This is a genomic window from Acinetobacter sp. ANC 4218 (assembly GCF_002135245.1).
GTDB lineage: Bacteria > Pseudomonadota > Gammaproteobacteria > Pseudomonadales > Moraxellaceae > Acinetobacter.
In genome coordinates, this window is record NZ_NEGD01000009.1 from 130,756 (window position 1) to 151,635 (window position 20,880).

General features: G+C 39.2%; 19 protein-coding genes. All 19 read right to left on the reverse strand.

The features are described from left to right. Window positions 1-183: 183 nt before the first annotated feature. The 19 genes from B9T38_RS10400 to tviB (B9T38_RS10490) all read right to left on the reverse strand — a co-directional run bounded on the left by B9T38_RS10400 (window position 184) and on the right by tviB (B9T38_RS10490) (window position 20,506). A complete protein-coding gene (locus tag B9T38_RS10400) occupies window positions 184-1,332 on the reverse strand; it encodes a glycosyltransferase family 4 protein (RefSeq protein ID WP_086196732.1) in 1,149 nt (382 codons plus the stop codon). After that, window positions 1,322-2,374: a glycosyltransferase gene (locus B9T38_RS10405; protein ID WP_086196733.1), complete on the reverse strand. Its 1,053-nt coding sequence runs from the start codon at window positions 2,372-2,374 to the stop codon at window positions 1,322-1,324. The genes B9T38_RS10400 and B9T38_RS10405 overlap by 11 nt, the downstream gene beginning before the upstream one ends. After that, window positions 2,371-3,513: an O-antigen ligase family protein gene (locus tag B9T38_RS10410; RefSeq protein WP_086196734.1), complete on the reverse strand. Its 1,143-nt coding sequence runs from the start codon at window positions 3,511-3,513 to the stop codon at window positions 2,371-2,373. Before B9T38_RS10410 ends, B9T38_RS10405 begins: the two co-directional genes overlap by 4 nt. Window positions 3,514-3,565: 52 nt before the next feature. Continuing rightward, window positions 3,566-4,672: a glycosyltransferase gene (locus tag B9T38_RS10415; RefSeq protein ID WP_086196735.1), complete on the reverse strand. Its 1,107-nt coding sequence runs from the start codon at window positions 4,670-4,672 to the stop codon at window positions 3,566-3,568. Between the two features lie 3 nt (window positions 4,673-4,675). After that, window positions 4,676-5,908, reverse strand: coding sequence for a lipopolysaccharide biosynthesis protein (locus B9T38_RS10420; protein ID WP_086196736.1), 1,233 nt, complete (start codon window positions 5,906-5,908; stop codon window positions 4,676-4,678). A gap of 5 nt (window positions 5,909-5,913) precedes the next feature. Continuing rightward, entirely contained in the window at window positions 5,914-7,191 is a 1,278-nt protein-coding gene (tviB, locus tag B9T38_RS10425; protein ID WP_086196737.1) for a Vi polysaccharide biosynthesis UDP-N-acetylglucosamine C-6 dehydrogenase TviB, read from the reverse strand. A 229-nt stretch (window positions 7,192-7,420) separates the two neighbouring features. Next, on the reverse strand, window positions 7,421-9,268 hold the full coding sequence (locus B9T38_RS10430; protein ID WP_251992225.1) for a polysaccharide biosynthesis protein: 1,848 nt from the start codon (window positions 9,266-9,268) through the stop codon (window positions 7,421-7,423). Between the two features lie 62 nt (window positions 9,269-9,330). After that, entirely contained in the window at window positions 9,331-10,500 is a 1,170-nt protein-coding gene (locus tag B9T38_RS10435) for a DegT/DnrJ/EryC1/StrS family aminotransferase (RefSeq protein WP_086196738.1), read from the reverse strand. 22 nt (window positions 10,501-10,522) lie between these two features. Beyond that, window positions 10,523-11,179: a NeuD/PglB/VioB family sugar acetyltransferase gene (locus B9T38_RS10440; RefSeq protein WP_086196739.1), complete on the reverse strand. Its 657-nt coding sequence runs from the start codon at window positions 11,177-11,179 to the stop codon at window positions 10,523-10,525. After that, the gene (locus B9T38_RS10445; protein ID WP_086196740.1) at window positions 11,172-11,780 is read right to left on the reverse strand and encodes a sugar transferase; all 609 of its coding nucleotides are present in this window, start codon (window positions 11,778-11,780) and stop codon (window positions 11,172-11,174) included. Before B9T38_RS10445 ends, B9T38_RS10440 begins: the two co-directional genes overlap by 8 nt. Before the next feature lie 21 nt (window positions 11,781-11,801). Beyond that, complete coding sequence (locus tag B9T38_RS10450) at window positions 11,802-12,341, reverse strand: serine O-acetyltransferase (protein WP_086196741.1); 540 nt, start codon at window positions 12,339-12,341, stop codon at window positions 11,802-11,804. 46 nt (window positions 12,342-12,387) lie between these two features. Next, window positions 12,388-13,536 (reverse strand): glycosyltransferase family 4 protein, encoded by a 1,149-nt coding sequence (locus B9T38_RS10455; RefSeq protein ID WP_086196742.1) that lies wholly within the window; start codon window positions 13,534-13,536, stop codon window positions 12,388-12,390. Beyond that, window positions 13,533-14,633: a glycosyltransferase gene (locus tag B9T38_RS10460; RefSeq protein WP_086196743.1), complete on the reverse strand. Its 1,101-nt coding sequence runs from the start codon at window positions 14,631-14,633 to the stop codon at window positions 13,533-13,535. Before B9T38_RS10460 ends, B9T38_RS10455 begins: the two co-directional genes overlap by 4 nt. Further along, entirely contained in the window at window positions 14,630-15,748 is a 1,119-nt protein-coding gene (locus B9T38_RS10465) for a glycosyltransferase (RefSeq protein WP_086196744.1), read from the reverse strand. The genes B9T38_RS10460 and B9T38_RS10465 overlap by 4 nt, the downstream gene beginning before the upstream one ends. A gap of 23 nt (window positions 15,749-15,771) precedes the next feature. Next, window positions 15,772-16,320: an acyltransferase gene (locus B9T38_RS10470; protein WP_086196745.1), complete on the reverse strand. Its 549-nt coding sequence runs from the start codon at window positions 16,318-16,320 to the stop codon at window positions 15,772-15,774. 94 nt (window positions 16,321-16,414) lie between these two features. Further along, the gene (locus tag B9T38_RS10475; RefSeq protein ID WP_086196746.1) at window positions 16,415-17,008 is read right to left on the reverse strand and encodes an acyltransferase; all 594 of its coding nucleotides are present in this window, start codon (window positions 17,006-17,008) and stop codon (window positions 16,415-16,417) included. Continuing rightward, window positions 17,008-18,180, reverse strand: a complete 1,173-nt coding sequence (locus B9T38_RS10480; RefSeq protein ID WP_086196747.1) for a lipopolysaccharide biosynthesis protein — start codon at window positions 18,178-18,180, stop codon at window positions 17,008-17,010. Before B9T38_RS10480 ends, B9T38_RS10475 begins: the two co-directional genes overlap by 1 nt. Continuing rightward, window positions 18,177-19,202 carry an NAD-dependent epimerase/dehydratase family protein gene (locus tag B9T38_RS10485; RefSeq protein ID WP_086196748.1) on the reverse strand — a complete coding sequence of 342 codons (1,026 nt, stop codon included), beginning with the start codon at window positions 19,200-19,202 and terminating at the stop codon, window positions 18,177-18,179. The genes B9T38_RS10480 and B9T38_RS10485 overlap by 4 nt, the downstream gene beginning before the upstream one ends. A gap of 26 nt (window positions 19,203-19,228) precedes the next feature. Further along, a complete protein-coding gene (tviB, locus tag B9T38_RS10490) occupies window positions 19,229-20,506 on the reverse strand; it encodes a Vi polysaccharide biosynthesis UDP-N-acetylglucosamine C-6 dehydrogenase TviB (RefSeq protein ID WP_086196749.1) in 1,278 nt (425 codons plus the stop codon). Between the last annotated feature and the right edge of the window lie 374 nt (window positions 20,507-20,880).

Consider the following 20,880-nt stretch of genomic DNA (forward strand, 5'->3'; position numbering starts at 1 on the left):
ATATCTTTACAGCTTTCAATTATATACTGAGATTTCCAATTATTTACTAAAATGGAATATAAATGTATCACACATTGTACAATATGTTGTGGTACATAATTTAGGTGATAAAATTATTTCAAAAATTTTCTATTTATAAAGTAAAATATAAAAAATCAGAATAATAAAATAACCTTTTTCGTATCAATTACATATGTCCATTATTCTCAACAACTTAATATTTACCTTTTCAGCATCAAATTTATCTCGAGCCATTTTATAACTTTCTTGTCCCATAATATTAATTTGCTCTGGGTGTTCAATAAAATACATCATTTTATTCGCTAATGCATTTACATCCCATTTAGGAGTCAGAAATCCATTTACACCATCAATGACAGTATCTCTGCACCCTGGAACATCAGTAGTAATTACAGGCCGTCCAATTGCCATAGCCTCCTGAGTACTACGAGGAACCCCCTCACGATACGAAGGTAAAACAAAGACACTAGAATTTTTTAATTCTTCAGCAATTTGGTTAGTAAAACCTTTATATTCAATCACACCAGATTGAATCACATTATCTAATTCATCTTGTGTAAGTCCCGACGGATTTTGTGTATCTAAACTACCAATAATTTTAAAATAAACATTCGGATATTTTTCTTTTACAATTTTAGCAGCTGCTAAATATTCATAAATACCTTTTTCAACCAATAATCTTGCGACAATCACAAATGAGATATTGGATGATATATCCCAAGGACTATATGGATAATCTTCGAGATTTAATCCAATTCCACCGAGGACTTGAATTGCATTTTTACGATGATATATTTTTTTTGAAACAACTAAATCCTTTGGATCATCCTCATTTAAAAAAATAATTTTATCTATAAATGGAAATACAACTCTATAAAGTGAAACTTGAAAAAATTGAACCAGTTTCATTTTGAATAATTGACCCTGAGGATGTTCAGTAAAAGGTGAACCTAATCCTTCGATCATACCAACAACATTGGGAACATTAGATAAACGAGCCGCGAATGAACCATAAATCACAGGCTTAGTGAAGAAAGAAAATACAATATCTGGTTGATAGGTTGAAAAAATTTTCTTTAATTGAAAAAGTGTTTTTAAATCATGAAAAGGATTAAGTCCACTACGACTTAACTCATACGTAATAACCACTGCACCCAAACTTTTTATTTTTTCTAACCAAGTATCATCATATTCAGAGACTAAAGCGTAAACTTGATAACCTTTATTGATACAAGAAACGATAAAATCTTTGCGGAAAAGATATAAATTAGATGCTGTTGTACCTACAAAAAAAATATTTTTATTTTTCATAAACTTCTAACCACTGTTCAACGATTTTATCTATATCAAAGTTATTCGATACATGATTCCTAGCTTCAGAATTGTTTATACAAATTTTCTCATCAGATAAATTTATCGCAGATAAGATTCCCTTGGCTAAAGCGTCACTATCTTTAGGAGGAACAAGAATACCATGACCTCCCATGACCTCCTTAACACCACCACAATCTGTAGCAACAACAAAAGTATTAGAAGCCATAGCTTCAGCCACTACTAACCCAAACCCCTCATATAAGGAAGATAAAACAAAAATATCAGCTTTTGAAAAAAGTTGAGGAATATCTTCTCGTCGCCCTAACATTTCAACAGTATTTTCTAATTTATATTCAGAAATTAATTTTTGAATATTGCTTCTCTCGCTACCATCACCAACAATTTTTACACTAATTATTGATTTATTAGGCAGTAATGATAATGCTTTTAAAAAATTTGGATAATCTTTTTGCTCAGTTAATCTTCCTACTGCCAAAATATTGATGACATTCCCTCTATTTTTTTTGGAAAATTTAAATTTTTTCAAATCAATTCCATTATATATAGCAACTGATTTTTCATCGAAAGCTTTTATGTTAATAAATCTTTCTAGAGCTTCTTTACTAACATTGGTATCTAAATCTGAAAAATTATTAGTAAGCGAATAAAGCTTCATTCTGATATAACCACCTTCATTTGCATTATGCGCCGTACATATCAATTTTGGCATTAATACAAATAACCGGTTTAATCTCACAAAAAGATTTGCATGCACCATATGAGAGTGAATTACATCAGGTTTAAACTCATTGATAATTTTTTTTAGTTTGACTGATGCACTATAAAAACTTATCAAGTTTTCCAAACCCAAATATATAAGCTCTATATCATTAGATTGAGGTTTTACTGTTATTTTTCGACCTTTTAAATAAACAATCTTTACTTGATGTCCAAAATTATGCATTTTGTCCGCAAGATCACAGACGACTTTTTCAGCACCGCCCCCGCCAAGACCAGTTATCACATATAAAATATTCATTTTAAATTATTTAACCTCAAAAATCTTAACCTAAAAAACATAATTGATAACAAAAAAGAGAAGAAATATGCTGTAAAAACCGCAGGAATAAATTGAAAGCCAATCAGACAAATTAAAAAAGAATAAAAAATTTTTTCTTTTCTTAATTTGTAGTAATAAACCAATAAATCAAAATACCATAAAATAAAAAATGAAAATATAAATATTCCGCCTAAAACCAAATTAAAAATAAAAATATTATGAGGAACTATAGCCGCTTCTTTTCTATATAAGGCTGTATCATAAAAAGACCCAAACAACCAGTTTTCTTTAAAAAATTCTAGAGCAATATAATAGTCTTCAATCCTACCATTTGAATCCAGACTTAAAAACCTAGATTCACTATTTCCCAAATAGAAATTAACAAAAAAACCCGAAAAAATTAAAATAAAAAATAAAAATAAAAATATGGTTGAAAAATTAAATCTATGCTTAAAAGCAGTAATTTTAAACACAAATACAAATACAAATACAAATACAAATACAAATAAAGAAAATATACCAGTTCTAGCTGTCGTTAAGTATGAAGTATAAATTAAAATAACAGCTAAAATAAATTTATATAAAAAATTAATTTTAAAATAAAAAATCAATGGAATAGCTGAAACTATAAATAAAGATAAAAAACTATAATCACTCCATATAAAACCAAAACCAATTCGATCACTATATTCGTCAATTTTTCCAAATAAAATTCCAAAGTTATTATAAAAATAATTTTGAAGAAAAACACCAATACCTAAAAAAAGAGCACTAAATATATAAAATTTTATCAATTTAAAATAAACACTTTCTTCAATATATTTTTTTTCTAAAAATAAAGTCCAATAAGACAAAAAATAAAAAAATAAAACACCAAATACAGAATTGTAATTTCCAGAGTAAACAGACATAAAAAAAACTATAAATAGCAAGCTAGAAAAAAAATAAAAATTACGTACAGAGACAGGATTTCCTAAAAAACGAAATAAAAACAAAAAAGCACACAATAATATAAATGGAAAAATCCTAATCCCAAATAAATCTATATATGAAAATGGAACTGATAAAGCAATCAATAGTATTGCTAAATTTAAAAAATTTTTATCTTTCAATTTCATTTACAACCAACTTCATTCCATTTATTTTAAAAGTAAATTTAACACTAATTTTTTAATTTAAAATTTGATTAACCATTTTTTGCCATGAATATGAAGATAAAATTTTATCATAATCAGAATTAATAACTTTTTTATCGTTACAAAAAATTATTGATTCTGCTAAAGATTTACTTTCATATTTTTTACAATATTCAACAAATGAAGAATTACCAAAAATTTCCTTAACTGATGTTTTACTTTCAGAGCAGTCAAATGCTACTATTTTATTTCCTGCTGCTGTTGCTTCTAGTAATACTTGTCCAAACGCTTCATATCTTGAAATCATCAAAAAAATATTTGAAATCGCATAGAATTTCTCTGGCTCTTTGGTTGCTCCGTAAATTTTTATTTTATTTTCAAGCTTATATTTTACAATATTTTTTTTATATTTACCCAATTCAGGTCCTGCACCCACAATTAGTAACAAATACTCATCACTTAAATAATTCATAGCATCAATTGCCATATCAAAATTTTTAACTTCTGAAAAACGACCTAAACATAATATAATTTTTTTATCTTTATCAACATCTAACTCTTTATAAATTTTTTCTCTTTGCTCTGCTTTAAATTTAAATTTAAATTTATCAACTCCAACTCTCAATAATGAAGTTTTTCTTAAGCATAAAATTTGTTTTTTTACCTGTTCTCCTACCTTTCCACTAAATACAAAAATTTCTTTAGCCATTATGAAGCTTAGCAACTGTATTACGCAATTCAAATATTTTTTAACTCCACCCTCATTCTGATAAAAAACAACAGCAGGTATAATATATGAGATTTTAAATCCATATATAAATGAGGCAAAAAATGTTAAATTATGATCTCTACTTATTATATAGTCATATTTTTTTCTATTTTTTATAAGAACTATTAACAAGTTTATAAACTGAAAAAACAATCCAAAAATACCATATGGATAATTATATCTCATTATATTAATATTTTGAAAATATTCTTCTTTTTTCAAAGAGTCTGTATTAACATAATTCCTATCACTGCAAATTAAATCTACACTATAGCCTTCTTCTATTAGAACTTTAGAAATTTCCTTAATACTATTTTCAACTCCACCAATATTTGGATAATACAATGAGTTTAATAAAAGAACTTTTTTCACTTCTTAATCCTTAGAGAAAATACACAAAAAAATTAACATGAAATAAAATAAAAAATTAATCAGACTAAAACCTAAGATTACATCAATATAACTGGTAAAACTTTCGACCCCAAAAAATAAAATTAAAATTTTAAAAAATAAAAAAACGATTTCAAAAGCTAAATATTTTTTTTGTAAATTTTTTACCGTCATTGCTGCAACTATTGTTCTTGTAGACAATACACCTATTAACCAAAAACACATTACTGATGCTAATTTACCAGATTCTTCCCATTTATTACCAAATATCAAAGAAAATAACCAATCTCCATAAAAAATAAATGGTAGATATATAAGAACCGAAATAAAAAATGAAACAATTACAGATTTCACTAAAATTTTATTTATATTTAAATTATTATTTAAATCTAATGATAATTTAGATAAAAAAACATCCGTAATACTTTTACCAACTAAAACCGTAGGTGCTGACAATATGGATCTTGCTAATGAGTAATATCCAACTTCTTTCGCTCCATAATAATTTGCCAAAAATAATATTGGTATAAATTCGCTTATCGTACTTAAAAAAACTTGAGGAGTTCTAAAAAAAATTAGCAATTTATATTTTGAAATAGTATATTTTACATCATATTTATGAATTTTAATTTTTGGTAATATGTTACTTTTTAACAAAATTATTATTTGCAAAATGTAGTTTAAAAAATAACCAAAAACCAAATTTATCGTAATAGCAACTCCATACCCTGAAATTATTTTATATATATTAGATAAAAAAGATGAAAATAAAACTGATTTTGAAATTTTATTATATTTTTCTAATTTAAGAGAGTATTGATAATAATTATCATATAATGAACCTAAAAGCACACTAATAGGGACTAAATAAATTAAAGAGCCTAAATCATTTATAAATTTCGCGCTGATGAAATTTGTTAATTTTATAATAAATATTAAACAACTTAAAAAAACAAAGAAACATAAGGCTAAAAAAATATTAGTATTAAATATTTTTTTTAAATTACTCTCTTTAGACTCCAAGAAAAATGCTAATGTTAAACACACCGTACTAATGGGTATTAATACAGAAATCAATGATACAAAAATACTATATAATCCAAAAGATTCAGGTTGATATATTCTAGTAATTACCATCATAGATAATATAGTAATTATTTGAGCACCTAAATTACCACCCAATAGGATTGCTATTTTTTTAATTAATATATTAGTCATAATCGTTATAAACGTATATCTGAATCATCTTGTGATAGGACATATTTTAAGTCATAAAGCACATGACTTTCTTTACCTAAAGCTCGAATTGCATCACTTCCCATCACTTTAAATTCTTCATGGGCAACCGCGAGAATGACCGCATCATATTTACAATTTTCGAGAGTCGAAATTGGATTGATGCCATATTTATGTTGTGCTTCTTCAGCATCTACCCAAGGGTCATATACATCAACATTAATATTGTATTCTTGAAGTTCTTGAACAATATCGATAATACGAGTATTACGAATATCGGGGCAATTTTCTTTAAAACTCAAGCCCAGAATCAGCACCTTGGCATCTTCCACCTGAATGCGTTTTTTCAGCATGCCTTTCACCAGCTGAGTCACCACATAGGCACCCATGCCATCATTCAGACGGCGGCCGGCCAAAATAATTTCAGGGTGATAACCAATCGCTTGCGCTTTATGGGTGAGATAGTACGGATCCACCCCGATACAATGCCCGCCGACCAGACCCGGACGGAATGGTAAAAAATTCCATTTCGTGCCTGCGGCTTGCAGTACCGCTTCAGTATCAATCCCCATTTTATTAAAGATCACAGCCAGCTCATTGATTAGTGCAATGTTCACATCACGTTGGGTGTTTTCAATCACTTTAGCCGCTTCCGCTACTTTAATGCTGGTGGCTTTATGTGTACCTGCTTCAATAATCAGGTTATAAACCTGATCGACAAAATCAGCGACTTCAGGCGTAGAACCTGAAGTGATTTTGAGAATATTGGTCACGCGGTGCAATTTGTCACCCGGATTAATGCGCTCTGGGCTATAACCGGCAAAGAAATCCTGATTAAATTTCAAGCCCGAAACTTTTTCCAGTTCAGGAATGCACACCTCTTCAGTAGCTCCCGGATAAACCGTTGACTCATAAACAACAATATCGTCTTTTTTCAGCACTTTACCAATACTCTGCGAGGCTTTGACCAGTGGAGTCAGATCCGGCTGTTTATATTCATCAATCGGGGTCGGCACCGTCACAATAAAGAAGTTGCAGTCTTTTAAATCTTCTAAATTTGCAGTATAGGTTAAATGAGTAGATTGTTTTAATTCTTCAGGCGAGACCTCTAAGGTATGGTCTTGACCGCTTTTTAATTCATCAATACGCTTTTGATGAATATCAAAACCAACAACAGAAACCTGTTTTCCAAACTCTACAGCTAAGGGTAAACCTACATAACCTAGCCCAATAATCGCAATTTTTAGTTCAGAAAGCTGTAACATCCACTTAAGCCTATGTAATATATTATGTAATTAAGAGATTATTAAAATCAGCGCATAATATAGCAGATTTTTCAAATGAATAATTATAAAAATATTTATATGAATTAAATTTTAAAAGGAATAATTGTAAAGGTTCTCTTGGATTTTTTAAGAATTTAATTAGAGAGATTAGAATTAAATTATTAACTATTTTAATAATTTAAAAAAAAATCAAGTATTAAAAATCTCATTACCGATTAAAACCTGAAACATATTTATTTAATAACATATATAGCAATTTTATTTCAGTAGTTTCTCTGCTAAGCATATTTAAATGATCAAAAACGCTTAAAATCTCTTGCCATGAATAATATTTTTCATATGACTTTAATATTCGAGAATGCTGTGTATTTTCAACATCTTCCTGATCAATTAACAATTCTTCATACAATTTCTCACCGGGACGCAGTCCGGTAAACTGAATCTCGATATCCCCTATGCCATTTTCATCAATCGGGCGGAAACCACTTAAACGAATCATCTGTTTGGCCAAATCGACAATTTTCACCGGCTCTCCCATGTCCAATAAAAATACGTCACCGCCCGTACCCATGGCCCCTGCCTGAATCACCAGCTGTGCAGCCTCCGGAATGGTCATAAAGTAACGCGTCACTTCAGGATGGGTTACCGTGACCGGTCCGCCTTGGGCGATCTGCTTTTTAAACAGCGGCACCACGGAACCCGATGAACCTAAGACATTGCCAAAACGTACTATACTGATTTGTGTTTGCGGATTTGTTGCAGCCAGACCCTGACAGTACAGTTCCGCCATCCGTTTCGAAGCACCCATGACATTGGTCGGGCGCACCGCTTTATCGGTGGAAATTAAAACAAAGGTTTCCACCTTTTGGTTCACCGCAGCATCAACACTGCGTGCGGTACCAATCGAAGTGTTATAAATACCTTCAAACGGATTGGCTTCCACTAAGGGTACATGCTTATAGGCTGCGGCATGATAAACCGTTTGTACCTGATATTCGGCAATAATACGTTCTAATTTGGCCTGATTGGTGACAGAACCCAGAACCGGGACAACCTGAATATCCGAATTTTGCAGCTCACGGTCAATCGAATACAGCGCGAACTCCGACATTTCAAACAACACGAGACATTTCGGCTGATGTTTGACAATCTGGCGACACAGTTCCGAGCCAATCGAGCCCCCTGCCCCGGTCACCATCACCACTTTATGTTTAATGTTTTTTTCAAGTAACTCAGCTTTGGGGGGCACCGGATCACGACCCAGCAAATCGATAATATCGACTTCACGGATATCCGAGACATGTACTTGACCATCGACCAGTTGCGTCACACCGGGCAATTCCATGATTTTGACATCTGCAGATTCAAACGACTCAATGATCTCCTTTTTGCGCGCACGTCCCACTGAAGGCATTGCCAGGAGGATTTCCTCAATACCGAATTTACCTAATTTATTCAGGGCACGTTTAGGGGAATAAATGTTTAATCCACTTAAAGATTGCCCTTGCAGGGAGTTTTTATCATCAATAAAGCAAACCGGCAGATAATCATCTGAACGGTTGAGGGCTGCTGCAATCTGTTGACCCGCAAGTCCTGCACCATATATTGCGACACGTTTACGGGTCTGTTTTTTGGCAAAGGTTTTAATCGTTGCATATCGAATGACAGCACGACTCCACCACATGTAAGAAAACAGCATAAAACCGTACATGAGCGGAATACTCATCGGGATAAAGGCGACATCCAGCTTTTTAATCGCATATAGCGCTACAATCTGAACAAAAGTTCCTATGGATATCCGTAACAAGTAATCTTCATTAAACGAACGGACAATCGCACTATAAATGCCCAGCAATGCAAAAATAGCCACCCCTAGACTGCCAATATACAGATACCAGCTTTCTAAGCCTTGCATCACCTGAACATTGGGGCGTGCCAGACGAATGGCATATGCCAGCCACATCATGAGCGGCAAGACACACAGATCCATCAGCACCAAAACGACTTGTTTTTGGCGACGCGGTAAAGATGCTATAGATCGAATAATGTCTTTCACAAGGCGCTCGAATTTAGGGAATAGAAAATTAAACAAGGCGCAAATTATACGCCTTTTCTCATTTAGAGTTTAGTAATGACCTGCTGAATAGCATCCACTGTTTTATTCATGCTTTGCTCAGATAAAGTTGGATGCACCAAGAACATGAGGCTGGTCTCGCCCAACCGTTTCGCATTTGGCAAACTTTCAGCCGGACGCCAGCTGGTTCCCTCAAAGGCTTTTTCCAGATACACCTCTGAACATGAACCGCTAAAACATGGTACGTTCAGCGCATTAATTTCTGCCATGATGCGGTCGCGTGACCAGCCTTCTGGCAAGGTATCGACATTGACTTGCACATAACATTTATAGGCTGCATGCACATAATCACTGGATGGTTTTGCCACGGTAAAATATGGGCTATTTTCAAATGCTGCCTGAATACGTGCCATATTTTTATTACGTTTTTCTGTCCAGGCCGGCATTTCCAGCAATTGCAAACGTCCAATCACCGCCTGCATTTCCATCATGCGCCAGTTGGTGCCAAAGGAGTCATGCAACCAGCGGAATCCCGGTGGATGCTGCGTATTGTAGACGCTGTCAAAGTTCTTGCCGTGATCTTTATAGGACCACATTTTTTTCCAAAGTGCTTCATCGTTGGTGGTGACCATGCCGCCTTCACCGCCCGTGGTCATGATCTTGTCCTGACAGAAGGACCATGCGCCAATATGACCAATCGAGCCGGCAGATTTGCCTTTATACATCGCGCCATGCGCCTGGGCGCAGTCTTCAATCACATAAAGGCCACGTTCTTCGGCCAATTGCATGATCGGGTCCATATCGCACATCCAGCCGGCCAGATGCACACAGATAATCGCTTTGGTATTTGGTGTGAGTACGGCTTCAATGCTACGGCGTGAAATGTTTTGCGAATCCAGTTCAACATCGGCAAAAACCGGATTGGCCCCGGCTGTCACAATTGAACTTGCCGAAGCCAAAAAAGTGCGTGAGGTGACAATCACATCATCACCCTGACCAATGCCCAGTGCTTTTAAAGCCAGATCGAGTGCTACGGTGCCATTCGCCACAGCCACGGCATAATCCGTTCCGGCAAATTGTGCAAATTCCTTTTCAAATTCACGACATTCCTGACCGGTCCAGTAATTCACTTTATTGGATAAAAGGACTTTTGAAACCGCATCTGCCTCTGATTGCGTGAAACTTGGCCACGGCTCAAATGCACTGTTTAACATGGAATTTTCCTAGCTTTAAATTCTATCTGGATTCAACTATACGCGCCGGATTGCCCACCACGGTAACGCCAGCCGGCACACTTTTGGTCACCACGGCACCCATACCGACAATCGCACCACGACCGATAACCAAAGGTTGACCGGGGCTGCCCTGCTTGATCATGGCACCGGCACCAATGTAGGCGTGGTCTTGAATATGAATATTGCCGTTGCATTTTACCCCTGGCGCAAAGGTAACGAAATCCCCAATCACGCAATCATGCTCGACATAGCTGTATAAATTGGCGTGGAAGCATTTTCCAATTTTAATATTCGAGGTAATAGTCACAAATGGACTCAGGGCTGCACCAGCTGCAATCTGGGCATCATCCATCAGCACCACATTATCTGCCATAACTGACCAGAGCTGAATACCATCCGCTTCTAGGCGATTGGCGATTTTTTCACGGACTTGGCTATTGGCAATGGCAATCAGCACCTGTTTTTGCGCAGCGGGTTCAGCCAGAAAGCTTGCATAATTCATGGCACGATGAGCATTGACCGTGGTGATGGCGGTCTGTGCATCATCAATAAAGACAATTTCAGAACGGTCCTGTTCACGGGCCAGTTGCTGCCGTGCCACTGGCATCAGGCTACGCCCACAGCCCGAAGCACCATATATGGCATAGAGTTTAGTCATTTTTCTGTTCCGGTGTGCCGGTAAATTTTGTCATGGTTGCCTCGCCTTCGGCACTGATGTCATCCTTGGCAAGTACTTTTTTTACGGTTTTCAGCATAATTTTAAAGTCCAGCCACAGCGACTGATTTTCGACATACCAGGTATCAAGCTTGAATTTTTCTTCCCAGCTGATGGTATTACGGCCATTCACCTGTGCATGTCCGGTCATGCCGGGACGCACATTATGGCGCTTGGCCTGCTGGCTATTGTATAAAGGCAGATATTCCATTAACAGTGGCCGTGGTCCAACGATACTCATCTCACCTTTAATCACATTCCACAGTTCCGGCATTTCATCCAGACTGGTAGCACGCAGCATTTGACCAAATGGGGTGAGGCGCTCACTGTCAGGTAATGGATTTCCATTTTCATCCACCGCATCTTTCATGCTGCGAAACTTGATCATTTCAAAGGGTTTGCCATGCAGTCCCGGACGTAGCTGACGGAACAGCACCGGTGAGCCTAAATTTTTACGTACCTTATAGGCCACAAAAAAATAGACTGGGGACAGCAGCAGCAAGGCCGTCGAAGCAATCATGACATCCAGAACACGCTTTAACATTCATTTCACTCATTTTATATATTAAAGATCAGTCCAACGCCTATTCACCAATCCACCCGGATTGTTCATATGCAACACTTTTGCATAATTGCCCGCAGCGGTGGCACCTTCTGGAATATCCTTGGTGACGACACTGCCCGCACCAATCGTTGCATTGGAGCCAATTTTAACCTGATTCACAATACAGACCTGAGGACCGATATAAACATTATCGCCGATTTCGGCAGCCTGACGGCCCCCATTCGCACCAATGGTGCTAAATTGCGACAAATTTACATTATTCCCAATGACGGTTGAGGGATTGACCACCAATGGACCGCCATGACCGATATACAAGCCATAGCCAATCTTTGTGGTGATGTGAATATCAATGCCATATTTCTTTTTCTTATAATAATAAATGGGATAGGCAAATTTTGCCCAAATGGATTTTGCACTGGCGAGTCGCAACCAGACTGAAAAGTTAAAACCACGATTAAACAAATAGTTTTTTAAAAAGAGTTTAAAGCTGATCTTTCCGGTATAGCGATACAAGTCACTTTTAATGTATTTCACGATCATAAGACCATCTCTGAATTATTTATCCTGTCCAGCTGATTCATCTCAGTCATGGCTTAGCAATGATCTGCATTTCTGTCAGCATATGTCGGTTCACTTGATGCACATCATATTTATTGAGTGCCATTTCACGGGAACGCTGTCCCATATAGCTAATCAGCTGGGGATCTTCAATAAAATACTGCATGCTTTGCACCAGATCATCGACCGATTTAACCCCGACCAGATACCCATTCACGCCATTACTCACCGTTTCACGGCAGCCCGGTGCATCGGTGGTAATAATGGCTCGACCCATTGCCATGGCCTCCAGCACGGTACGTGGGGTTCCTTCCCGGTAAGAAGGCAATACATAAACCGAACTTGCTGCGATAGCCGGACGTACATCACTCAGTTTACCCCAATACTTCACGGTTTCTTCCTGTACCCAGGTATCAAGCTCAGCTTGTGAAATCGCAGAAGGATTGTCATCGATCCAGCCGACCAGATGAAATTCCGTTTCAGGATATTGCGCTTTCACAATGCGGGCCGCTTCGGCATATTCACGCACGCCTTTATCGCCGAGTAATCGAGCAATCAACAGGAATGAGGCTTTCACTTGTCCATCTTCATTGAGCGGTAAAGGCATGAGCTCAAAATCCTGTACATTCACCCCTGAACCATTGACTACCACAGTTGGCTTGTTTGCAGACAATAGCTGCATGCCCTGAAAGAGTTTTAAATCATCCGGATTCTGAAAAAACACTTTATCGGCATGTTTCAGTGCCTGGGCATATAAGCCATGCACCAGTTTTTGAAAAAAGCTGCGTTTGCCCGATTCAATATTTTGAAAGGCATAGCCAAGGCCCGTGATTAAGGCAAAGCGTTTCGGTACCCGCGCCAACCATGCCGCCAAGGTGCCATAAATCACCGGTTTAATGGTATAGCTCAGCACCATATCCGGCTGAACCTGCCGGATCATCTGATACAGAGTGTGAAGCAGCTTGAGATCGGCCAGTGGATTGGTGCCTGCGCGTTGCATGGGGATGCAATGAACCTGATAACCCAACTGCTGCAACTGTTTTAATTCATCAGGAAAATCCGTCAGGTCCGGTGCAAACACATGAATTTCATAACCTTGAGCATGAATCGCTTCTAACAGTTTGCCTCTAAAGTTCAATGCTGAAGGCAGATAGCTACAAATCATCAAAAACTTCATGCACCTTGTCTCCACATGTCCAGATACTGCTGACTCACGCTTTCAATACTAAAATGTTGTTCTACCCGTGCACGGCTGGCTTGTTTCAACTGTAATTTTTCCGCCTGGCTGGAATGGACATAATCCAAAATGGCCTTGGCCAGCGCCTCCGGATCACGTGGCGGCACAATGGCACCCAGCTCATCAACTATATATTTAGCATCGCCGACATCGGTACTGATACAGGGCAGACCGGATGCCATCGCTTCGACCAGCACATTGGGAAAGCCTTCGGTAATCGAGGTCATCAAAAAGGCATCCACCGACTGATAAAATGCCGACATGGCGGCAACCTGATCGAGCAGATGCACTTTGTTTTTATCTAGCCCGAATTGTTCAAACAGGGCTTTGACTTCGGGATTCTCTAAGCTTGCCCCACTGCCGGCAATTTTAAAAATAATCGGCTGATCTTTCAGTTTTGCCAGAGTCGCAAACAAATACGGATAGCCTTTTGCCGTATGATAACGTCCGGCAAAACCAATGCTGATCGGTTGATGCAGTTCAGGATTGGGCTGGAACTTGTCCAGAAACACGCCATTGGCAATCACCTGAGCATTGCTATTTTTCAGGCCAAAGCGTTGATGCTGTTGCAAGGATGAATGCGCGCAATAAATCACGCCTTGGGGCTGCGTAGCTAGAACTTTACTCATGACCAGGGCGACTTTGGTACTCAGCGACTCTTCTTTGGGAGAGGCCAGTGAATGATGAATGCCCCAAAAAATCTCGGGTTTTGGACTGAGACCAATGCAACTTAAGCTGGTCAATACATTGGCATGGTACATCCAGCATTGCACCGTTTTTGGCGCGATGGACTTGAGCAAATGCCGCAGCTTAGCAATCGTCCCCAGTGTATTCAGCCCGTTCCAGCCCAATGCATAATAAGACTGGCATTGCGCCAGGGTTTCGGCATACACCTCCGATGTTTTCATCAGTGCGATAATCACATGCGCATACTGGTCGCGGGTCTGCTGAATCAGGCGTGCCAGCATCATCTCTGCCCCACCCACTCCGGCAAAGTTGGTAATCACATGCACCATGGTTGGTTTCGGCTGCTTCATGCGGAGCGCTCCATCAGCTGCAAATAACGCTTTTGCACGGTATGTTTATGGAATTGCAGACAATGTGCAGCCAGTTCAGTGTCATCATACGTGATATATTCACCGAAAATCGCCTGCTGCATCGCCGCAGTCATACCCGCCTGATCATTACATTCCACCAGTAAGCCAAATTTAGCATCCGCCAAAATTTCCTTTGGACCGCTCGGGCAATTGGTGCTCACCACTTTAACTTTCGAGGCCAAAGCCTGAATCAGCACCCCGGGCAAGCCTTCCCAGTTGGAACTCAAGACAAACAGCTCGGCATATTTAAAATAGGCATAGGGATTGGGATCAAAGCCGGGCAGATCAACCACATCGCTTAAGCTTAAGTCATGAACCAATTGCTCTAGTTCACCGCGTAATTCCCCTTCTCCCAGAATAATCAAGCGGGTTTCCGGGTGCTGTTGATACAAGGCATGGAAAGAACGAATCAAAAAACCGAAATTTTTGGCTTCGGTTAAACGCCCGACTGCCAGAATGACTTTATGTTCTGGCTGAAAGAAACGATGCTCAACCGCGACCTGCAATTTTTCAGCATAGGTCTCGTCAATCACCGGATTATAAATGGTGACTAAATTATTCTTGGAATAGGCATAATATTCACGAAAATCATCCAGCACGCCATTGGACACACAGACCACCTGACTGGCAGCTGGATAGGTCATTTTGACCAGGGTTTTCAGCAGCCACTTTGCCAAGCCCTGCAATTTCAAATTTTTTGAAGGGGTGGAAACCTCGCGTAAAATCAACCGGACCTGACTTTTGGCTAAACGTCTGGCCAGGGCAGCAATAATATTCGTATGGGTCTGGGTCGCGACCAGCACATCATAGTCCACCGCTTGCAAGCGTTTTTTGAGTGGGAAAATGGCATTGGCAACACGGCCACAGCTTAAATCAATCAATTGAATCTGCGGATCCACTTCAGGCAGTAATGTGCCTTTTACCCCGCTGATGTCACAGACCACCACATCCACTTTGCGTCCCTGCTGCACCAGATTATTGGCCAATTGAATCACGGTACGTTCTGCCCCACCACCACCTAAGGTCGGCAAAAAAAATATGATTTTATTGAGCATAACAGTACCTAAACTGGGAGAAATTAATGAGTATTTTTGGAGGCTTGCAGATCCATCGCACGTTGTACACGTTGCTGATAATCCTGGATGCCAGCCAGTTCAGAATCGCTGGCACAGCTGGCTTGAATCTTGGCAGCATAATCAGCAAAACTTGAGACCACCTTGGCCGGTACACCAATCGCCACACTGTTATCCGGAATATCTTTGGTCACCACCGAACCGGCACCAATGACCACATTGGAACCAATTTTCACCCCTGGCATAACAATAGTGTTGACCCCAATAAACACATGCGAACCGACCTGAATCGGAGCAAAGCGTTGATAGCGTTTGCCGTGCTGATTTTTGACCAGACAGGTACTACCATCATGAGTGATGAATTTCACCCCGGAAGTCACCGTGACATGATCGCCAATAGAAATCAGAAACGGCTCTGAACCCCAGCTTTTAATATAAATTCGGCAATTTTCCCCGACACTTACTCCTTTACGGCGTGCATAAGCCACACTGCCTTTCGCAAAAAAATAAGCGAGATCAAACAGCTGTCGAAAAGCAGAAACCATAAATGCCATAAGCATGACCTGAGTAGAAGGATCTAAATCGGAAAGAAGAAAAATCAGTGCAATATTTTACGCTGAAAATAATGTAAACGATATGGATGAGCCATCACACCGATTTGATTTTTTTAGCCGGAATCCCGACATAGACACCGGACTCAGGCAAAGGTTTAGAGACCAAACTACAGGCACCAATGACGCTATCATTTGGGATCACGACACCATCCAGAACCGTGACCCGGGCACCCAGCCAGATATTTTCACCCAGGCTGACACCCAGCTTGGTAATCGCATCTTTCACTAAGAGATCAGGTTCGCCAAATTTATGGTTACTGGCAATAATAATGCTTTGCGTACCAATACGGGTATTATCGCCAATGTTGACCCCACCACAACCATTAATGAATGACTTGGAATTGATGCTGACCTCACGACCAATGGCAATGTCACCGCCAAAACATTTGATATAGCAACTTTCACCAATAAAACTGTTGTCGGCAATGCTAAGCGTTGCGCCCTGTTCCACAATCAGGCTGACGTGATCCCCAATATAGACGTTTTTTCCAATATGCACCCGCCCGGCAATTTCAAGCGTGGTGCCTTTACCAAAATATTTAAACTGGGTACCAAAAGCCTGATTATAAACAACCTTGCGGCATTGTGCAGCGAACCAGTTCATGAGTTTTAAAGCTTTAAAAAACATCACTTTTTGCTACTCCACACAGAAAATAAAATGGCAAAGTTATAAAAAATCAGGGCCACCGGTACGGAAAGCAGCATATAAATTTTATCTTCCAGCAGTGTATAGAGGCCGAAAAATAAAACGAATTTAATCAATAACTCAATAATCTGCAATCTAAACAGCACATGGCTACTACGCTGTGCAATCAAGAAGGCCGAACTGGGCGGATTACAAAAAATGGCCCAATAGCCCAAGGCCAAAATCTGGAAATAGGTAGAGATGCCGACCCAGTCTTTTCCAAATACCCATAAATACAGGGATTCTGGCAGCACAAAAAACACGGCAAATAGCGGCAAAGACAGCAGACTCAGCAGTACACTGCTTTTCAGGGCTTCCTGACTATTTTCCAGATGTTTAAATTTGCGGATAAAAAACTGGCGAATGGTTTGCGACATTAAATTAATCGGCACCCGCAAAGTCCGCTCCACAATGGCATAGAAGCCCATCGCCTGCACACCGACAAAATGCGAGACCACATAATAAGGCAAGTTATGCGAAAAGCTGTTCAGCAAGGCATGCGGGGTATTGGAATAAATAAAATCCTGATAGTGCTTAAATGCCTGCCAACTGACCTGATAAAGCTGATTTTTTACAATATAAATTAGTACAAACAGCAGCATCAGCACTGAACTGACACTGTAACTGTTGACCAGACTGATGCTCATCAACAAGGGCAAGCCCAGCTGTACCAGCACCACAATCAGGCTACGCAAAATATTCAGTCCGGCACAGAAATATTCGGCATACGCGGCAAATTTATAGTTATAGATACTTTGAATCAGGGTATTGGCCAACACACCGCTACAAATGGCAACCACCACAGCCGCATTAAAAATAAAACTTAAGATGATGGCACTGACCGCTACAATAGCTGTGGAGAACATCGCTCCTTCAAAGATCAGGCTTTTTTTGTCCTGCTCTTCCGCGACCAGTAAGGCTTGATCGAGACGCAAATTGGCAATGGTCGATAAAACGCTGACCACAGCCAATGCAATGCCATATTCACCAAAATCCTGAACCGAATAAAGGCGCGTTAAAAAAGGAAGTGCGATAAATGTAATTATCGCACCTACCAATAAACTCGACGTGATTAAGCCAATCGACTGATATTTGGCGAAAATACGCGCAATCATGTCAGATTTTTAACGTACCAGCGCATGGCCAGCTGAATACCGGCATCAATTCGAAACTCAGGTGCATAACGCAGGGCTTGTTCAATTTTGGCAATGCTGGCTTGGGAATGACGCACATCTCCGGCACGGAAGTCACGGTACACCGCATCTTTCGTATAGTTCACGCCATTTTCAGCCAGTGCAGCCTGAATCGCACGATACAAATCATTCAAGGTGGTACGGTCACCCACTGCGACGTTATAGACCTGATTTTTTGCGGCATCATCGGCTGTGGTCGCTGCCAGAATATTGGCTTGCACCGTGTTATCGATAAAGCAGAAATCCCGGCTGGTTTCACCATCGCCATTGATAAACACATCATCACCGGCAATCATGGCCGCTGTCCATTTTGGAATCACGGCTGCATAGGCACCGTTTGGATCCTGACGCTTGCCAAAGACATTAAAGTAACGCAAACCAATCGTTTTAAAGCCATAAGTTCGGGCAAAGACTTCAGCATACAGCTCATTTACATATTTGGTGACCGCATAAGGCGAAAGTGGCTTGCCGATATTTTCTTCAACTTTAGGCAGTGCCGGATGGTCACCATAAGTTGAACTACTGGCGGCATAGGTAAAGCTGGAGACTTTGGCATCACGTGCAGCCGTCAGCATATTTAAAAAGCCGGTAATATTGGCTGCATTGGTGGTGATCGGGTCGGCAATCGAACGTGGTACTGAGCCTAAAGCTGCTTCATGCAAGACATAATCCACACCGGCACAGGCTTTTTGACAGTCTTCCAGATTGCGGATATCGCCTTCATAGAAGGTGAATTTCGCCCATTGCGCCGCAGTGACCAATGACTGTACTTCATCTAAGTTATGTTGATGACCGGTAGCGAAGTTATCCAGACCGACAACCGTTTGATCGAGTTTCAACAGTGTTTCTAACAGATTGGAGCCAATAAAACCGGCAACCCCCGTGACCAGCCACGTTTTCGGTGCTTGCTTTAACTGTTCACAAACCAGCTGATATTGACTCATGACGATACTTCCTAACACTTTTAAAATTACAAACGAAGATCAGATTCAGACTGTGCAAGTACATATTTCAAATCATATAAAACATGTTCTGCTTTGCCCAAGGCACGAATTTTCTCTACGCCCATCTCTTTAAACTGATGATGTGCCACCGCCAGAATAATGGCGTCATAGCTGTGGTCTGTTAATGTCGGAACTGGATGAATCCCATATTCATGCTCGGCTTCGGCACAATCTACCCATGGATCATAAACATCCACATTCACGTGATATTCTTTCAGTTCATTGACAATGTCGATGATGCGGGTGTTACGGATATCGGGACAGTTTTCTTTAAAACTTAAACCCAGAATCAGCACCTTGGCATCTTCCACCTGAATGCGTTTTTTCAGCATGCCTTTCACCAGCTGAGTCACCACATAGGCACCCATGGCATCATTCAGACGGCGGCCGGCCAAAATAATTTCAGGGTGATAACCAATCGCTTGTGCTTTATGGGTGAGATAATACGGATCCACCCCGATACAATGCCCACCGACCAGACCCGGACGGAACGGCAGGAAATTCCATTTCGTTCCCGCAGCCTCAAGCACCGCTTCAGTATCAATCCCCATTTTATTGAAAATCAAGGCCAGCTCGTTAATCAGCGCAATATTGACATCCCGCTGGGTATTTTCAATCACCTTTGCCGCTTCGGCCACTTTAATGCTGGTAGCTTTATGCGTGCCGGCTTCAATAATCAGGTTATAGACCTGATCAACAAAATCAGCGACTTCAGGCGTAGAACCTGAAGTGATTTTGAGAATATTGGTCACGCGGTGCAATTTGTCACCCGGATTAATACGCTCTGGACTATAACCAGCAAAGAAATCCTGATTAAATTTCAAGCCTGAAACTTTTTCCAGTTCAGGAATGCACACCTCTTCAGTGGCTCCCGGATAAACCGTTGACTCATAAACAACAATATCGCCTTTTTTCAGCACTTTACCAATACTTTGTGAGGCTTTGACCAGTGGCGTCAGATCCGGCTGTTTATATTCATCAATCGGGGTCGGCACCGTCACAATAAAGAAGTTGCAGTCGTTTAGATCTTCTAAATTTGCAGTATAGGTTAAATGAGTAGATTGTTTTAATTCTTCAGGCGAGACCTCTAAGGTATGGTCTTGACCGTGTTTTAATTCATCAATACGCTTTTGATGAATATCAAAACCAACAACAGGGACTTGTTTTCCAAACTCTACAGCTAAGGGTAAACCGACATAACCTAGCCCAATAATTGCTATTTTCAGTTCAGAGAGTTGTAACATATAGAAGCCTATGCGATCGATGAATTCTTGATCATCGTGACGTTGTAAATAGCATTATAATATAACAGAAATTGCAGTAATTTTAATTGTAAAATATTGTCTTTAGAGGAGAGATCATTCAAACGGGCAATTTAAGTCAACCTTAAAATGAGGACTTATAAACGCGAAAAATATCATGCAATAAATAAATTTCATTTTCCCACAATTCCTTATTTAATGATAACCAAGTAGTATTTCCTCTCCTATACCTAACATCTTACGATTCAACAACATCTTAGACTAGGTAACAAAACATTAATGGTATAAAATAATAGGGTTCAAATTTATTTTTGGACGAATTAGACCTATATATTTAATTTAAAATTATTTTTATA

What these genes read in the sequence shown, in the direction of transcription:
- B9T38_RS10400 (WP_086196732.1), bottom strand. Translation starts at nt 1,332, where the DNA reads ATGAAAAATAAAAATATTTTTTTTGTAGGTACAACAGCATCTAATTTA.
- B9T38_RS10405 (WP_086196733.1), bottom strand. Translation starts at nt 2,374, where the DNA reads ATGAATATTTTATATGTGATAACTGGTCTTGGCGGGGGCGGTGCTGAA.
- B9T38_RS10410 (WP_086196734.1), bottom strand. Translation starts at nt 3,513, where the DNA reads ATGAAATTGAAAGATAAAAATTTTTTAAATTTAGCAATACTATTGATT.
- B9T38_RS10420 (WP_086196736.1), bottom strand. Translation starts at nt 5,908, where the DNA reads ATGACTAATATATTAATTAAAAAAATAGCAATCCTATTGGGTGGTAAT.
- tviB (WP_086196737.1), bottom strand. Translation starts at nt 7,191, where the DNA reads ATGTTACAGCTTTCTGAACTAAAAATTGCGATTATTGGGCTAGGTTAT.
- B9T38_RS10435 (WP_086196738.1), bottom strand. Translation starts at nt 10,500, where the DNA reads ATGTTAAACAGTGCATTTGAGCCGTGGCCAAGTTTCACGCAATCAGAG.
- B9T38_RS10440 (WP_086196739.1), bottom strand. Translation starts at nt 11,179, where the DNA reads ATGACTAAACTCTATGCCATATATGGTGCTTCGGGCTGTGGGCGTAGC.
- B9T38_RS10445 (WP_086196740.1), bottom strand. Translation starts at nt 11,780, where the DNA reads ATGTTAAAGCGTGTTCTGGATGTCATGATTGCTTCGACGGCCTTGCTG.
- B9T38_RS10450 (WP_086196741.1), bottom strand. Translation starts at nt 12,341, where the DNA reads ATGATCGTGAAATACATTAAAAGTGACTTGTATCGCTATACCGGAAAG.
- B9T38_RS10455 (WP_086196742.1), bottom strand. Translation starts at nt 13,536, where the DNA reads ATGAAGTTTTTGATGATTTGTAGCTATCTGCCTTCAGCATTGAACTTT.
- B9T38_RS10460 (WP_086196743.1), bottom strand. Translation starts at nt 14,633, where the DNA reads ATGAAGCAGCCGAAACCAACCATGGTGCATGTGATTACCAACTTTGCC.
- B9T38_RS10465 (WP_086196744.1), bottom strand. Translation starts at nt 15,748, where the DNA reads ATGCTCAATAAAATCATATTTTTTTTGCCGACCTTAGGTGGTGGTGGG.
- B9T38_RS10470 (WP_086196745.1), bottom strand. Translation starts at nt 16,320, where the DNA reads ATGGCATTTATGGTTTCTGCTTTTCGACAGCTGTTTGATCTCGCTTAT.
- B9T38_RS10475 (WP_086196746.1), bottom strand. Translation starts at nt 17,008, where the DNA reads ATGTTTTTTAAAGCTTTAAAACTCATGAACTGGTTCGCTGCACAATGC.
- B9T38_RS10480 (WP_086196747.1), bottom strand. Translation starts at nt 18,180, where the DNA reads ATGATTGCGCGTATTTTCGCCAAATATCAGTCGATTGGCTTAATCACG.
- B9T38_RS10485 (WP_086196748.1), bottom strand. Translation starts at nt 19,202, where the DNA reads ATGAGTCAATATCAGCTGGTTTGTGAACAGTTAAAGCAAGCACCGAAA.
- tviB (WP_086196749.1), bottom strand. Translation starts at nt 20,506, where the DNA reads ATGTTACAACTCTCTGAACTGAAAATAGCAATTATTGGGCTAGGTTAT.